This is a genomic window from Oscillospiraceae bacterium (genome assembly GCA_015068645.1).
Classification (GTDB): Bacteria; Bacillota; Clostridia; order UMGS1840; family UMGS1840; genus SIG452.
Genome location: SVKD01000011.1, coordinates 71662 through 87664 on the forward strand (window position 1 = coordinate 71662; position 16003 = coordinate 87664).

Sequence of the window (16003 nt, forward strand, 5' to 3'; positions counted from 1 at the left end):
TTTAAGGTTGCAACTGCGGATTACTTTAATAATTCCTTTAATTTCAGTAATCTGGGATCAATTTCCGTGTCATCACAGTTACAGGTTGTTTCGTTGCGGTTGCATCCGCAAACGGGGCAAAGACCTTTGCAATCTTTTCTACAAAGCTGTTGGTCCAAGGTTACGGCAAAAATGCATTTGTAAATTGCTTCAGTCAGTAGCACCATATTATGTTGATAGGGGATAAATTCATCGGCTTCCAGCCCTGAGTCTTCCCGAGCTATGGTATCTTCCATCGGAATGACGAAATCTTTTTCAAAAGATTCTAAGCAACGGTCACAAAGGAAGGTTGCCCGAAAGGACAAATCTCCTTTTAAAAACAAGTTGCCTGCGTGATTTGTGATTGTGCCCGTTAACGTAACTGGTGTTTGTAAGGACGGCATATCGCTGAATTCGGAAAACACCTCAATGGGATATTCCTTATTTACGTTGATTTCCATTCCTTCGGACTTCACAATAGAGGTTAAATCAATTAACAGTTCGTTTTGTTCCATTATTGTTGCCTCTCTTTCTCACGGTTTAAGACACCAAAAGACTGCCTAAAAAGTTGACAAATTCCAAAAAAAAGCATAACTTTCAGACAATCATATAATATAATACATAATCTGTGGTAATTTGTCAAGCATTTTTTTCAAAAAAATCGAAAAATATTTGGGGAATTATACCAATTTTTCGGTTTCCAACGCAATCATCAATTCTTCGTTGGTGGGGATTACTAAAGTCTTCACGGTTGCATCATCAGCAGAGATATCCACGGTGCCGCGAACAGCGTTTTTGTCTTTATTGATTTTGATGCCCATAAAGCCTAAGTTTTCAGTAATTTGTTCTCTTAAGGTTGCATCGTTTTCACCAATACCTGCGGTGAATACCACAGCGTCAATACCGCCCATAGCAGCAGCGTAGGTACCGATATATTTCTGCACACCGTATGCAAACATATCTAAAGCTGCGGTAGCTCTTTCGTTACCCTCAGCGGATGCTGCAGACAAGTCTCTGAAGTCGGAAGAAACGCCGGACACACCGGTTACACCGGATTCTTTATTTAAGATGCTGATAACTTCGCTTGCAGTTAAGTTTTCTTTATTTGCAATAAATTCCACGATTGCGGGGTCAATGTCACCGGAACGGGTACCCATTAAAATCCCTGCTAAGGGAGTGAAGCCCATGGAGGTGTCCACAGATTTACCGCCGTCAACTGCAGAGATGGAAGAACCGTTACCTAAATGACAGGTTACGATTTTTAATTCTTCAGCGGGTTTGCCTAAGATTTCAGCCGCTTTCATGCTAACATATTTATGGCTGGTACCGTGGAAACCGTATCTTCTGATTTTATACTGTTCATAGAATTTGTAGGGCAGGGCATACAGATATGCTTTTTTGGGCATGGTCTGATGGAATGCGGTATCAAACACGCCAACCTGGGGAACATTCGGCATAATTTTTGCACAAGCTTCAATACCGGTGATGTTGGGAGGATTGTGCAGAGGAGCTAATTCGATACATTCGTTTAATGCGTTCATTACCGCTTCGGTGATAACAGCGGAACCGGAGAAGGCTTCGCCGCCGTGTACCACACGGTGACCAACAGCGTTGATTTCATCCATAGATGCGATAACGCCCATTTCTTTGTCGGTTAAGGAATCAAGCACTGCCTGGATAGCATCGCCGTGGTCTTTTAAGGTTAAATCCTTCTGGAATTTCTGGTCGCCTTTGGAGTGAGTCAGTCTTCCGTCAATGCCGATTCTTTCGCAAAGACCTTTTGCCATAACGGACTGGTCTTCCATATTGATTAACTGATATTTTAATGAGGAGCTACCTGCATTGATAACTAAAATTTTCATTTTTTTAATCCTTTCTGTTTTTCTTATTTCGCCTGCGCCTGAACGCTGGTGATAGCAATAACGCCAACGATATCTTCAGCACTGCAGCCACGGGATAAATCGTTGATGGGAGCGGCAATACCCTGGGTAACAGGGCCGTATGCTTCAGCTTTTGCCAGTCTCTGAACCAGTTTGTAACCGATGTTACCTGCATCTAAGTCGGGGAAGCAGAGCACGTTTGCTTTGCCGGCTACGTCACTGTCGGGAGCTTTGGAGGAACCAACAGAGGGAACGATTGCAGCGTCTAACTGCAGTTCGCCGTCTACTTTTAAATTGGGGTTATTTTCTTTACAGATTCTGGTTGCTTCCACCACCTTGTCCACATCAGCATGTTTTGCACTGCCTTTGGTGGAGTGGGAGAGCATTGCAACGATTGCTTCCTGTTCGCATAAGAGTTCAAAAGATTCTGCAGAGCAAGCTGCGATAGCTGCTAATTTTTCGGGATCGGGATTCTGTTCCAGACCGCTGTCTGCAAAAATGAAGGTACCGTTTGCACCGTATTCACAGTTGGGAACTACCATCAAGAAGAATGCAGAAACCAGCTTCACGCCGGGTTTGGTTTTAATAATCTGTAAGCTGGGACGTAAGGTGTTTGCAGTGGAGTGACAAGCACCCGAAACCACACCGTCTGCATCGCCTGCTTTTACCATTAAGCAAGCGTAGTACATATAGTCGCCTAAAGCGGTTTTCTTTGCTTCTTCGTAGGTTAATCCTTTGGATTTTCTTAATTCCACGAATAAGTTGATATATTCTTCGGTTTTTTCATAGGTGAAGGGGTTAATGATGGTTGCTTTGGAAACATCTAATCCTTTGCTGTTTGCTTGTACTTCTTCGGGAGTACCGATGATGATAATATCAGCAATATCTTCCGCCAAAACCTGCGCAGCCGCTTCCCAGGTTCTTCTGTCCATAGATTCGGGCAGAACGATTTTCTTTTTGTCGGCTCTTGCTCTTTCTTTGATTCTGTCAATAAATGCCATAATACATGACCTCCATTTTTATGATACGAAATTTTAATAACCTTGTTGCAGTTTTAACTATATTATTATATAGCAGACTACCAAAAAATTCAAGTGTTTTTCAAGAAAATTATTGAAAAAATAAAGGAAAAATTTAAAATTATTGATTTTTTTATGTCTTAAATAGCAAAAGCTATCTTGTGGTTGGCACATAATAAGAAATATTTCTTGACGAATATTGAAAAAACTGGTATAATCAATAATAAGGATTGTTGATTTTTCGCGAAATATACAAGCAGTATATTGGAGGATGATTTATATGAACGAAAAAGAAAATAAAAATGTTGCAGTAAAGACAGTTTCTAACATTGTGCAAAAAACAGCAGGGGCGGGAAAGAAAATTGCAATCAATACCAAACAGGGATTCAAAAATACAATAGAAAGAGCAAAGGAGAAATCTCATCAGAAGAAGTTGAAAAGATTGAATCCGGTCTTTCCTGAACAGTATAACAGTTTGGATTTTCACTTGCCAAACGTCATCATGATTGTGGATGACGCAACAAGAAAAAATGAAAAATTATGCGAGGGAGCCATTGGATATCTGGAAAATAATTCGAATGTGGAAATTTTCTGTTTGTACGATGAAGCTGTTGCCTTCAGTAAGATTCAATTTGTTCCGAATGCTGTTTGTGATGCAACTTATTGTGTAGATCCTTATGATAGAAATAGATTTATTCGAAGCGATTGTTTCTTCAATAAAGCGCACGAAGAAAAACTTGCTGAGCTAAAACATATTGCACATTGTTTGGGGGCAAAGAAATGTTCCATTGAAATCAGCGAGTCTACAAGTGCTTCAAAGGAGCAAAGTCGACGTGCAGAATTTAAGGGAGAATATCAAGGTAGTTCAATTGCAGAAAATACGGAAAGCAGCTTTTTAGGTAGTCAAAGAGATGCAAGAAGTGGAACTGTGGAGATTGAATTTGCAGGAAATTCCAATTGCAAAACTCCCACTCTGAAGTGGTTTGCAAACGAGGACACTATTAAACGGTTAATTGAAATGCGGATGACTGATTCCAACGCTGTGTTATCTGAAACACTGAAAATATCGGGGTCATCGACAGCTTCAATGTCTCAAAAAACTGCTGCTGCTATTGATGGAGCAGTTGGGAAAGCCAGCGTTTCTCTCAGTGAACAGGCAAAAAAAGAATACAACAGCACATTGATTTACCGAATTCAGTTTTGAAAATAAGATGAGTAGAGTATCATACAATCATAAACAGCCGATCCTTGATATCGGCTGTTTTTATTATTTTTCATAAAAACAAGCGAAAAACTTTAAAAATCAATGAAAAATCCTAAAAAATGAAAAAAAGTTTTGACATTTTATTATATATATGTTATACTAATATGAAAAGGTAAGGTGAATAAGTATGTCTATGAGTATGACAGGCTACGGCCGTCAGAAAGAAATTTATAAAGGTTACGATATTACCGTGGAATTAAAATCGGTAAATCATCGTTATTTTGATGCCAATATCCGTGTTCCCAGAGGTTTTAATTTCTTAGAGGAGCCGGTTCGCAAATATTTAGCGGAACGAATCAACCGAGGCAAGATTGACGTGTATATCCACATGAACAATGTGGAAGAAGGTGACAAGGTTGTCACCTTAAACAAAAACGTTGCCGAAAACTACTTAAACGTGTTAAAGCAACTTGCCGACGAATACGATATGCCCTTTGATGTGACAGCGACTAAAATGTCCAGATTCCCCGATATTTTCGAGGTGGAATTCAAAGAACACGAAGCAGAAGAAATTTTCTCCGTGTTAGAACCTGTTATGGAAAAAGCGGTAAATGATTTTCTTACCATGAGAAGAACTGAGGGCAAACGCTTGGCGGACGATATGGTAAGCCGTATTGAAAAATTACGAGGTATGGTGGCAAGAATTGAAGAATTGCTTCCCCAGTCTGTGGCAGAATATGAAAAGAAGCTGCGGGATAAAATGGAAGAATACCTAAATGGTGCCACCTATGATGAAACAAGATTGATGACCGAGGTTGCCATCTTCTCCGATAAGGTTGCCACCTTTGAAGAAACCACAAGATTACAGAGCCATTTTGAAGAATTTATGGGTCTTGTGTATCAGGATAAGCCTGTGGGCAAAAAACTGGATTTTATTATTCAGGAAATGAACCGAGAAATCAACACCACCTGTTCCAAATGTAACTCCATTGAAATTTCTAAAATTGGTATTGATGCCAAAACAGAAATTGAAGCAATTCGTGAACAGGTACAGAACGTAGAATAAGTATAAAAAGCGAAAAAAGAGGTTTTCGTATGAAACTGTTAAACATCGGCTTCGGCAATGCTGTCAGTATGGATCGCATCATCGCGATTATCAGTCCCGATTCGGCACCGGTAAAGCGTATGATTTCCGATGCTAAAGAACGCGGAATTTTAATTGATGCTACCTATGGCAGAAAAACCAGAACCGTGGTGGTGACCGACAGCGGTCATATTATTCTTTCAGGTTTACAGACCGACACCATCACCGGCAGAGCAGAAGCATAAATGAGGATAACAATATGAATATGGCAAAAAGAGGCACATTGATGGTGGTTTCCGGTCCGGCAGGGGTTGGAAAGGGCACTGTGGTAAAACGTGCTTGTGAACTGGCGGAGGGGAAGATTCACCTGTCTATCTCCGCAACCACAAGAGCACCTCGTCCCATTGATTGTGAGGGCGTCACCTATTATTTTAAAACCAAAGAAGAATTCCGGGAAATGATTGCAAACAATCAGGTCTTAGAATGGGCAGAATATGTTGGCAATTATTACGGTACTCCCAGAAAACCTGTGGAAGATGCCTTATCCCGTGGGTTGGATGTGATTTTAGAAATCGAAGTGCAGGGAGCAATGCAGATCAAAAAGAATTTTCCTGATGCGGTGCTCACCTTTATTGCACCTCCAAGCTACGAGGAATTAGAAAATCGTTTAAGAGGTCGCGGTACCGAAACAGAAGAACAGATTTTATCCCGTTTAGAAACGGCAAAGGGCGAACTTGCTTTAATGGGTGATTATGATTATATCATCGTCAATGATGAAATCGAGCAGGCAAGCCGTGATATTTTAACTGTGCTTCGTGCCGATAAATTAACTAAAAATTCCTATTTTAAGAATGAGTAATTATTACATACAGTTTGTGTTAGAATAAAAAAGGAGAGATTATTATGTTACAACCCGCAATCGGAAACTTAATGGAAAAAGCAGGCAGCAGATATGCATTGGTTATCGCTGTGGCAAAAAGAGCAAGAGATTTAAGTGAACAGGAAGAAATTCGTACTTCCTCTGCAAAACCTGTTTCTATGGCAGTGAAAGAAATTGCAGACGGCGATATCGAAGTGATTAACAACTAAGAGAAGAATAACAAAACACCAAAAGAAATGAATCAAATTTTGTGCGCTAAAATAGCGGTTTCCAATTTGAATTTCTCTGTGGATAAGGAATTTTCCTATCTGATTCCCGCACCCCTTTCTCATTTGGTGGCAGAAGGAGTTCGTGTGGTGGTTCCGTTCGGCAGAGCCAATAAGAAACGTGAAGGTATCGTTACCCAACTGTTTTACGATGAGGGTGCGATACCTTTAAAGTCTGTTATGGAAGTCATTGATTATGAGCCCGTTATTGACGAAAAAGGGATGGAATTAGCCCGCTATATCGCTAAGCGCTACTATGCCACGTTGTATGATTCTGTCAGTCTGTTGTTGCCTCCGGGTTCCAACTTAAAATTTTCGGAATATGTCCGTTTGTTGGACGATTCCATGGAAGATGTAGAGGACGATAATGGTCTTCGGGGCAAACTAATTGACTATTTAGTATCCAAACGGGTTCCTGTGGCATTGGAAGAGCTGGAAAACGCATTTTCCAACCGTGGCATCAAAAAAGTGGTTACCGCTTTAGCCAAATTGGGTAAAGTGGAGCTTTACGAGGAATCCAAACAGGCTCATCAACAAAAAAGTATTCAAATTGCAACCTTGCTCTTAGGGGAGCACGAGTTGTATGACTATATGGAGATTTATCTCAAAAAAGCGGCAGCTCAAAGAAGAGTGCTGGAAATGTTATTGGACAACGGCAGAATGCCCGTGGTGGATTTGGTGGCATTTTCGGGAGCAAGCCGCACTTCCATTACTGCTTTGGAGAAAAAGGGTGTCATTGAAATTACCGAGGAAATTGTGGAGCAGGACCCCTTTGCCCAAGAAAAGCAGATTGTTGCCGAAAAGGCACAGCTAAACGATGAACAAACCCACGTGGTAAATACCGTTCTTTCGGAAAGAAAGAAAGAAGGGTACCACGAATTTCTCTTAAAAGGGGTCACAGGTTCCGGTAAAACCGAGGTTTATCTTGCTTTGGTGGAACAGGTGATGAGTGAGGGCAAACAGGCGATTATCTTAGTGCCTGAAATTGCGCTAACGCCTCAGATTCGCAGTCGGTTTTTCCGTCGATTCGGGGATCGGGTGGCCGTGCTTCATTCCGCCCTTTCCATTTCGGAGAGAAAAGACCAGTGGAACAAAATCAAAAGCGGTCGTGTTTCGGTGGCGGTTGGGGCAAGAAGTGCCGTGTTTGCACCCTTTCCCCAATTGGATTTGATTATTTTGGATGAAGAACACGAAACTACCTACAAATCTGAACATTCCCCACGTTATCAGGCGAAGGATGTGGCTCGGTTTTTAATGAATCAACGCGGCGGCACCTTACTGCTAGCATCTGCAACACCTGCCGTGGAAGATTACTACCGCACCCAGCAGGGCAAAGCTACGCTTTTGACCTTAACAAAACGGTATCAGCAACGCTCTTTACCACAGGTGGAAATTGTGGATATGAGAGAGGAGCTGAAAAATGGTAACTACTCAGTGTTATCCGAAAGTCTCAAAAAGAGGCTGTTAGAAGTGAAAGAAAAAGGAGAAAAAGCCATCATCTTATTAAATCGACGTGGCTATTCCACCTTTGTCAGCTGTCGGGATTGCGGATATGTGGTGAAATGTAAAAAATGTGATGTGGCACTCACCTATCACAGTATTGAAGGAAAACTAAAGTGTCACTACTGTGGTTACACCGCGGATGCCGAAACTGTTTGTCCCGAATGTCACAGCACTTCGGTGCGATATTTTGGTAGCGGTACCCAAAAACTGGAAGAAGAAATTTATTCCATGTTTTCCGATACCCAGGTCATCCGTATGGACAATGATACCACCACCACCAAAATGTCCCACGAAAGACTGCTGCGTCAGTTTGCGAAGCCCGGTTGTTCCATTTTGCTTGGCACTCAGATGATTGCAAAAGGGCTGGATTTCAAAGAGGTATCTTTGGTAGGGGTAATCGCCGCAGATAGTTCTTTGTTTGTGGGTGGCTATAACGGTGCCGAAAAAACATTTTCCCTAATTACTCAGGTTTGCGGCAGAGCAGGGCGTGGAGAGATTCCCGGTTATGCGGTGGTGCAGACCTATCATCCCGAGCATTATGCCATCTTGGCGGCAAAATCTCAGGACTATGACGGTTTTTATAAAAATGAAATTATCTTTCGTAAAAACGTGAAATATCCCCCTTATTCTGAAATCGTCAATGTGATTTTCACAGGAGACGACGAAAAGAAAATCTTTGAAATGGCAGACGGTATCAAGCAGATTATGACCGAAAAGGTGGATTTTTACGAAGAACGAAAACACTATATAGCAATGTACGGGCCCACTCCTTGCGGAATTTCCAAAATCCGCAATCAGTACCGTTACCATATTTTAATTAAATGTACAGGCGCATCTGCCATTGAAACGTCTTTTTCCGAATCTGTAAAAGCTTTAATTTTAGCAAATAAGAAAAATGATGTGAATGTGCAGGTGGATGTAAATCCCGTTAACTTCTTATGATAAAGTAGAATCCCTTACATAGAAAGGAGCAACATTATGGCAATCAGAAATATCGTGCCGGATACCGATGAGGTAATGCACAAAAAGTGCCGTCCGGTGGAAAAAATTGATGATAAAATTATCACCTTGTTGGATGATATGATTGATACGTTAAGTAAAGCAGAAGGGGTAGGTCTTGCAGCACCTCAGGTGGGTGTGTTGAAGCGAATTTTCGTGATTGACACTATGGAAGACCCCCAGGAATTTATTGAATTTATCAATCCTGAAATTATTGAAACTTCCGGAACTCAGGAAGGCAGTGAAGGATGCTTAAGTATTCCCGGCTTTGAGGGACATCTGATTCGTCCCATGTATGTGAAAGTGAAAGCGTTAAACCGTTATGGTGAAGAGTTCATTTTCGAAGGGGAAGAACTGATGGCACGCTGCTGCTGTCACGAAAATGACCATTTGGACGGCAAAACCATTCGTGACACCTGCGAATACGAAGTCTTCCACGAAGACGAAGAATAAATTCCGATATTCTTTGACATTTTATCAGAATGAGAAGTGATCATATGCGTATAATGTTTATGGGTACGCCTGATTTTGCGGCGTACAGTTTAGAAAAAATAATCGAAAGTGGAGCTGACGTTTGTTCGGTGGTAACCCGTGCAGATGCCAAAAAAGACCGTGGCCAGAAAATTAAATTTTCACCTGTAAAGGAAGTTGCTTTAGCGCATAATATTTCTGTGTATCAGCCCTTGAATTTAAAAGAAGAAAATTTTAAAGAAATTTTAGAAAATGAAAATCCCGATTTGATTGTGGTGGTGGCATACGGCAGAATTTTGCCTCCCTATGTTTTGGAATATCCAAAATTCGGTTGTATCAATGTGCACGCTTCCTTGCTTCCCAAATATCGCGGTTCTGCACCTATTCAGTATGCGGTTGCCATGGGAGAGAGCGAAAGTGGTGTTACCATTATGCAGATGAATGAGGGGCTAGACACCGGCGATATGCTCACAAAATGCGTGGTTCCCATTACCGATACCGAAACCGGCGGAAGCCTTCACGACAAACTGATGGTGGCAGGTGCTGAACTTTTGCTTAATACCATCCCCCAACTTGGAACTTTGGCGGGAGAAGTGCAGGACGATTCCTTATCCACCTATGCACCACCCATTAAAAAGGAGGAAACTATCATATCCTTTGAATGGGATGCCAAAGATATTGTGAATAAAATTCGTGGCTTTTATCCTTTTCCCGGAACCAGCTTTATTCACAATGAGAAAGCTTATAAAATTCATGGTGCTGAGCTGTTTTCACAGGAAGATAAACAGCCTTACGGTAGCATTCTGGAGTTTTCCAAAAACCGCCTGTTAATCTCTGCGAAAAACGGTGTGATTAACATTACGGCATTGCAGCCGCCGGGCAAAAAAATGATGAAGATTGCAGATTTTTACAACGGAAATCGGGATAGTTTTTAGTTTAAACAGAAGATTTAAGGAGTGATTTGATGTATCTGGATATGACTTATGTATATTTTGTGTTGCCGGCATTGCTTCTTGCGATGTGGGCGCAAGCTAGAGTTACGTCCACCTTTAACCGTTACAGTAAGATTACCACCCAAAGAAACTTAACCGGAAGAGATGCTGCCCGTAAGATTTTGGATGCCAACGGATTGCACTCTGTAAAAATTGAACGGATTCCCGGAAACCTGACCGACCATTACGATCCCAAGGCCAAGGTGATTCGTTTGTCTGACAGCGTGTATGACAGAAATTCCATTGGTGCCGTAGGTGTTGCAGCCCACGAAGCAGGGCACGCTGTTCAGCATAGTGAAGGATATATGCCTATCAAACTGCGCAACTCTGTGATTCCTGTGGCAAATATCGGTTCCTATCTGGCATTTCCTTTGGCAATTCTGGGGATTTTGGTTTCCAATGATTTGTTGATTAACACCGGGATTATCCTCTTTTCCGCCATTGTGTTGTTTCAGCTGGTAACCTTGCCGGTGGAATTTAATGCTTCTAATCGTGCTGTAACTATTTTAGCCCGTGACGTGATGCTGAACCGCCAGGAGGTTCACGGCGTGAAAAAAGTGCTTTCTGCAGCAGCCATGACTTATGTTGCAGCAGCGGCAACCGCGGTGATGAATCTTGTTCGTTTGTTGGTATTGGTGAACCGAAACAGAGATTAATTTTTAGAAATTGAATATCAGGAATACACTTATGGAACGAAGAAAAACGGCACTTCTTATTTTAAGTGAATATGAAGAGCAGAAAACTTTTTTGAATCTGGCATTAAAAAACGGTCTTTCCAAATTGGGGGAAGGGCGTGCTTTTGTGACGGAATTGGTTTACGGAGTGGTTCGTTACCGCCGTTTTTTGGATGAAATCATCAATCGTTTTTCTACCACAAAAGTGAAAAAACTGAGTACTCCTGTGAAAAATATTTTGCGAATGGGATTTTATCAGTACCATTTTATGGATAAGGTGCCAGATTTTGCCATTGTGAACGAAAGTGTTAAATTAACAGCCAAATTTGCCTATAAATCCAAAGGACTTGTGAATGCAGTTTTAAGAAAAGGGCTGACGGATGCGCCAAAGGATATTTCGGTGGCGGTAAAAGAATCCTTTTCCGATGAGGTGTATGAGTTATTGCATTTGCAATACGGTGATCAAACAGAACAGTTACTTTCTGACCTCAATCAAAAAGTGCCTTTGGCACTCAGATACAATCACCAACGTTTCTCCTCCGTCGAAGAAGCAAAAACACAATTAGACGATTGTGAAAGATATGGTGATGTGCTGTTACCTCAAAAGGTTGATAACCTATCTATGCTGATTGAAAATGGCGATTTCTCCGTACAAAGTGTTTCTTCTCAGTGGGCAGTACGGGTGTTGGACCCCAAAAAGGGAGAACGGATTTTAGACTGTTGTGCCGCACCCGGAGGGAAAACTGCTTATATAGGAGAATTGATGCAAAACGAAGGAGAGCTTGTTGCCACGGAGCTTTATCCTCACCGTTGCGAGCTGATTGAGAAAAACCTGAGCCGATGTGGTATTACGATTGCCACCGTGGAAGAAGGAGATGCTTCCTGCAAAACCTTCTCCGAAAAATTTGACCGCATTTTAGCGGATGTACCCTGTTCAGGACTCGGTGTGATAGGAGGAAAGCCTGATATCAAATGGAGAGATTTCGGTTTTTCAGACCTGGTTGCATTGCAAAAACAAATTTTAAACAATATGGCAAATGCATTAAAGCAGGGTGGAGTGATGGTATATTCCACCTGCACTGTCAATCGGGACGAAAATGAACGCCAAATTGAATGGTTTTTAAGAGAACATCCCGAATTTTCTTTGGAGCCGTTTCAGATGAAGCTTGGCGAAACCTCTTACGGAGAAAGCGGAATGGCGCAGATTTTGCCAAACGGCATTACCATCGGTTTCTTTATTGCAAAGTTGAGAAAGAATGAAATAATAGGATGTGGTTGATTTGAAAAAAGTGCCCCTTTGGGATGAAAAGCAGGAAGGTATTTGTGCCTTTTGCGAATATGCAAATGTATTGGCAGACGGTGAGCAGGTCATCTGCAACAAACGAAAAAACCTGTATTCTGCATCCCATACCTGCAAAAAGTTTAAATTTGATATACTAAAGAAAGATGTCCGCCGTCAGAGAATGCCGGAATTCAAAAAATTTAAAAAGGAACAGTTTGAGTTGTAAAATGTCCTCAAAAAAGCGGAAAAACAGATAAAAAACCGAAAAACAAAGAAAACCATCGAAAAGCAGAGAAAATGAACGAAAAACTTTGTTAACTTAAAATAAAACCAAATAAATAGCATTGAAAACAATCGCGCAGAGTGATATACTCACTCAAGTACAAATGTTTTCGAGGTGTGGACAATGCTAAAAAATCATGAATACTACGTTGTAGACAAACTTGCCGTACCGTCGGTGTTAGCAAAAACTTTAGCTGTGAAGAAGATTCTGGAAAACAATCCGGATATGAAAGTTTCAGATGCGGTAAAACGGGAGGATTTGTCTCGAAGCGCCTTTTATAAATATAAGGATATGATTTTCCCGTACAATTCCTTAAAGGCAACCCGTATGGTTACCTTTTTTATGGAATTATCCGATGTAGCGGGGATTTTATCCCAGGTGTTGAAGGTTATAGCGAGCCATGGTGCAAACGTGTTAACCATCAACCAGAACATTCCTATGGACGGAAAGGCAACTCTTTCTATTTCCATAGATACCTCCGGAATGGAGAAAAAACTGGAAGCTTTGGAAAATAAGCTTTCTACCATAGAAGACATCAGTAAATTTACTGTAATTATCAGTGAATAGAGCAAGAAATGAGGAACAAGTTGTTATGTTGAAAGTAGCAGTATTAGGCTACGGTGTTGTGGGAAGCGGTGTGTGTGAAGTTATCCGCACCAATGCCAAGTCTTTGTCTGAAAAATTAGGCGACTCTGTGGAAGTAAAATATGTGTTAGACATCAAAGAAGTGGATTCATCCGATCCGGAAGCCGCAAAAATCACCAAGGATTTTTCTGCCATCTTAAATGATCCTGAAATTTCAGTGGTGGCAGAGGTTATGGGCGGTGCCACTTTTGCATATGATTACACAAAACAGCTTCTTCTGGCAGGCAAACACGTAGTAACCTCCAATAAAGAACTGGTGGCAACTAAAGGCACCGAGCTTTTACAGATTGCCAAAGAAAAAAATGTGAACTACTTATTCGAAGCAAGTGTTGGTGGCGGTATTCCGATTATTCGTCCCTTATACAGTTGCCTTGCAGCAAATGAAATCAATCGTATTACCGGTATCTTAAACGGTACCACCAATTATATTTTAACCAAGATGTTCCGGGATGGTTCCGATTTTGAAACCGCTTTAAAAGAAGCACAGGCGAAAGGATATGCAGAGCGTAATCCTTCTGCAGATGTGGATGGCATTGATGCTTGTCGTAAAATTGCCATTTTATCTTCTTTGGTATTTGGCAAAGAAGTGGAATGTGACAAAGTGAAAACTGTTGGAATCACCGGTATTACCGCAACTGATGTTGCTTATGCGGAAAAAATGGAATCTGTCATTAAGTTAATTGGTCAGGCAGAGTTGAAAGACGGAACAGTTTATGTGTCTGTGGAACCGAGAGTCATCAAAAAAGGAACTCCTTTAGCTTCTATTGACGACGTGTTCAACGGCATTATGGTTAACGGAAATGCTATTGGCGAAGTGGTATTCTACGGACCCGGGGCAGGGAAGTTGCCTACTGCAAGTGCTGTTGTGGCAGATATTATTGACTGTTTACGAAATGACCGTAACAGAGAGTATTTTTGGTCACATGCGGAAGCAGACTTTGTGGCGAAAAGTGACGAAAACTTTGGTTGTTATCTGATTAGAACCGAGCAAGCTGAAGAAATTTTCAAAACACTCCCCATTGCCGAAGAAGTTTCAGTGGTCGATGGAGAAGTTGGTCTTGTAACGAAAGAAATCCGTGAGAAAGAATTACAGAAAATTCTGCCTTACGCGATATCATATATGAAATTGGCGTAAGCCTACAGGAGGTATCAAACAGTGGGTATTATCGTACAGAAATTCGGCGGAAGCTCTGTTGCCAACGCTGAAAAAATCTTTAATGTGGCAGGTCGCATTCAGGATGCATACGACGAAGGAAATTCCGTAGTCGTTGTTGTATCCGCTCAGGGCGACACGACTGATGATTTAATTGAAAAAGCAGCAGAAATCAACGAAAAACCGTCTAAAAGAGAAATGGATGTTCTGCTTTCCACCGGGGAACAGATCACCATTGCGCTCTTAGCAATGGCTTTAGAGAAAAATAAATATCCGGTCGTTTCCTTAACCGGCTGGCAGACTCCCATCAAAACCAATATGGTTTATGGTTCTGCCCGCATTGAAAAAGTGGAAACCACCCGTTTGGTGAATGAACTGGATAAAGGCAGAATTGTCATCGTGGCAGGTTTCCAGGGCGTGAATAATGTAAATGACATTACTACCTTGGGCAGAGGTGGTTCCGATACCACAGCAGTTGCATTGGCAGCAGCACTTCGTGCAGATGTTTGCGAAATTTATACTGATGTTGACGGTGTGTATACCTGTGACCCCAGAATTGTGCCCGATGCAAGAAAATTAAACGATATTTCCTACGACGAAATGTTAGAATTGGCATCCTTGGGTGCTAACGTGTTACATAACCGTTCTGTGGAAATGGCAAAGAAATATCATGTTGATTTAGAAGTAAAATCCAGCTTCCAGAAAGTTGCTGGAACCAAAGTGAAGGAGGCAGGTAGCGTGGAAAAATTATTAGTGAGAGGCGTTGCAAGAGACAACGACGTTGCAAGAATTGCAGTAATCGGAGTGGATGACACTCCCGGTAAAGCATATAGAATGTTTGCATTGTTGGCAAAGAAAAACATTAACGTAGACGTTATTTTACAGTCTATCGGCAGAGACGATTCCAAGGATATTTCCTTCACCGTTTCCAGAAGCCAGATGGAAGAAGCAATTAAAGTGTTAAATGATAATTTAGAAGATATCGGTGCAAAAGCAATTACCCACGACGAAAAAATTTCCAAAGTATCCATCGTTGGTTCCGGTATGCTTTCTAATCCTGGTGTTGCAGCAAGAATGTTTGAAGCATTATACGATGCCAACATCAACATCCGTATGATTTCCACTTCCGAAATCAAAGTTTCCGTTTTAATCGACGAAGATATGGCGGAAAAGGCAGTGCAGGCTATTCACCACAAATTCTTCAAAGACTAAGCAATACTTGATAAAATTGCCCATAACGGATGAATCTCACCACTCGCTGTACACTCGGTACAGCTTCGGGTACTATCGAAACAAGTTTCGATTCGGTTTCTCCATTCTGAGCAATTTTTTCGGCGTCTTGCAAATGGATGAAAAAGGTGTAAAATTACCGCTCGGTGTACCAATGTACGGCTTCGGGTAACCCTTCGGTTCAATTTTCGAATTTTGCATCCGTTTTTCTTCACCCTATTGTATGGGATGGATTGATAAAAGAACATAGAACGAAAAAGGCATAGGATTTTAAAAATCCTATGCCTTTTATATTGGTGTCTTTAGGCGTGGAGATAAACCCCCAGTTCTACTGGGGGAAGATAAAAAAGCTTTAGCAAAAGAAAAACCTTCATGATATAATAGTAAATGGTTTGGCGACCGCATTACTAAAAAATATCA

17 protein-coding genes are annotated in these 16003 nt (G+C 41.4%); 14 read left to right on the forward strand and 3 right to left on the reverse strand.

Going from position 1 to position 16003, the window contains the following annotated elements:
* Positions 1-20 precede the first annotated feature (20 nt).
* From E7413_06330 to pta, 3 genes are all read right to left on the reverse strand, one after another.
* Positions 21-533: a DUF177 domain-containing protein gene (locus tag E7413_06330; GenBank protein MBE7019474.1), complete on the reverse strand. Its 513-nt coding sequence runs from the start codon at positions 531-533 to the stop codon at positions 21-23.
* 165 nt (positions 534-698) lie between these two features.
* A complete protein-coding gene (locus tag E7413_06335; protein ID MBE7019475.1) occupies positions 699-1880 on the reverse strand; it encodes an acetate kinase in 1182 nt (393 codons plus the stop codon).
* 23 nt (positions 1881-1903) lie between these two features.
* A complete protein-coding gene (gene pta, locus E7413_06340; protein ID MBE7019476.1) occupies positions 1904-2899 on the reverse strand; it encodes a phosphate acetyltransferase in 996 nt (331 codons plus the stop codon).
* Positions 2900-3197: 298 nt separating this feature from the next.
* Here pta and E7413_06345 point away from each other — a divergent pair, with 298 nt between their 5' ends.
* The 14 genes from E7413_06345 (at position 3198) to E7413_06410 (ending at position 15565) form a co-directional block, all read left to right on the forward strand.
* Complete coding sequence (locus tag E7413_06345; GenBank protein MBE7019477.1) at positions 3198-4121, forward strand: hypothetical protein; 924 nt, start codon at positions 3198-3200, stop codon at positions 4119-4121.
* Between the two features lie 187 nt (positions 4122-4308).
* The gene (locus E7413_06350) at positions 4309-5187 is read left to right on the forward strand and encodes a YicC family protein (protein MBE7019478.1); all 879 of its coding nucleotides are present in this window, start codon (positions 4309-4311) and stop codon (positions 5185-5187) included.
* 29 nt (positions 5188-5216) lie between these two features.
* A complete protein-coding gene (locus E7413_06355) occupies positions 5217-5450 on the forward strand; it encodes a DUF370 domain-containing protein (GenBank protein MBE7019479.1) in 234 nt (77 codons plus the stop codon).
* 14 nt (positions 5451-5464) lie between these two features.
* Complete coding sequence (locus E7413_06360) at positions 5465-6064, forward strand: guanylate kinase (GenBank protein MBE7019480.1); 600 nt, start codon at positions 5465-5467, stop codon at positions 6062-6064.
* Positions 6065-6102: 38 nt separating this feature from the next.
* On the forward strand, positions 6103-6294 hold the full coding sequence (gene rpoZ, locus E7413_06365; GenBank protein MBE7019481.1) for a DNA-directed RNA polymerase subunit omega: 192 nt from the start codon (positions 6103-6105) through the stop codon (positions 6292-6294).
* 27 nt (positions 6295-6321) lie between these two features.
* Entirely contained in the window at positions 6322-8796 is a 2475-nt protein-coding gene (priA, locus tag E7413_06370) for a primosomal protein N' (GenBank protein MBE7019482.1), read from the forward strand.
* A gap of 36 nt (positions 8797-8832) precedes the next feature.
* A complete protein-coding gene (gene def, locus E7413_06375) occupies positions 8833-9306 on the forward strand; it encodes a peptide deformylase (protein MBE7019483.1) in 474 nt (157 codons plus the stop codon).
* A gap of 29 nt (positions 9307-9335) precedes the next feature.
* Positions 9336-10259, forward strand: coding sequence for a methionyl-tRNA formyltransferase (locus E7413_06380; GenBank protein MBE7019484.1), 924 nt, complete (start codon positions 9336-9338; stop codon positions 10257-10259).
* A gap of 29 nt (positions 10260-10288) precedes the next feature.
* Positions 10289-10972, forward strand: coding sequence for a zinc metallopeptidase (locus E7413_06385; GenBank protein ID MBE7019485.1), 684 nt, complete (start codon positions 10289-10291; stop codon positions 10970-10972).
* Positions 10973-11003: 31 nt separating this feature from the next.
* On the forward strand, positions 11004-12269 hold the full coding sequence (rsmB, locus tag E7413_06390; protein MBE7019486.1) for a 16S rRNA (cytosine(967)-C(5))-methyltransferase RsmB: 1266 nt from the start codon (positions 11004-11006) through the stop codon (positions 12267-12269).
* Position 12270: 1 nt separating this feature from the next.
* Entirely contained in the window at positions 12271-12498 is a 228-nt protein-coding gene (locus E7413_06395; protein MBE7019487.1) for a hypothetical protein, read from the forward strand.
* Between the two features lie 180 nt (positions 12499-12678).
* The gene (locus E7413_06400; protein ID MBE7019488.1) at positions 12679-13122 is read left to right on the forward strand and encodes an ACT domain-containing protein; all 444 of its coding nucleotides are present in this window, start codon (positions 12679-12681) and stop codon (positions 13120-13122) included.
* A 25-nt stretch (positions 13123-13147) separates the two neighbouring features.
* Positions 13148-14335, forward strand: a complete 1188-nt coding sequence (locus E7413_06405) for a homoserine dehydrogenase (protein MBE7019489.1) — start codon at positions 13148-13150, stop codon at positions 14333-14335.
* A gap of 21 nt (positions 14336-14356) precedes the next feature.
* Positions 14357-15565 carry an aspartate kinase gene (locus E7413_06410; GenBank protein MBE7019490.1) on the forward strand — a complete coding sequence of 403 codons (1209 nt, stop codon included), beginning with the start codon at positions 14357-14359 and terminating at the stop codon, positions 15563-15565.
* Positions 15566-16003 lie beyond the last annotated feature (438 nt).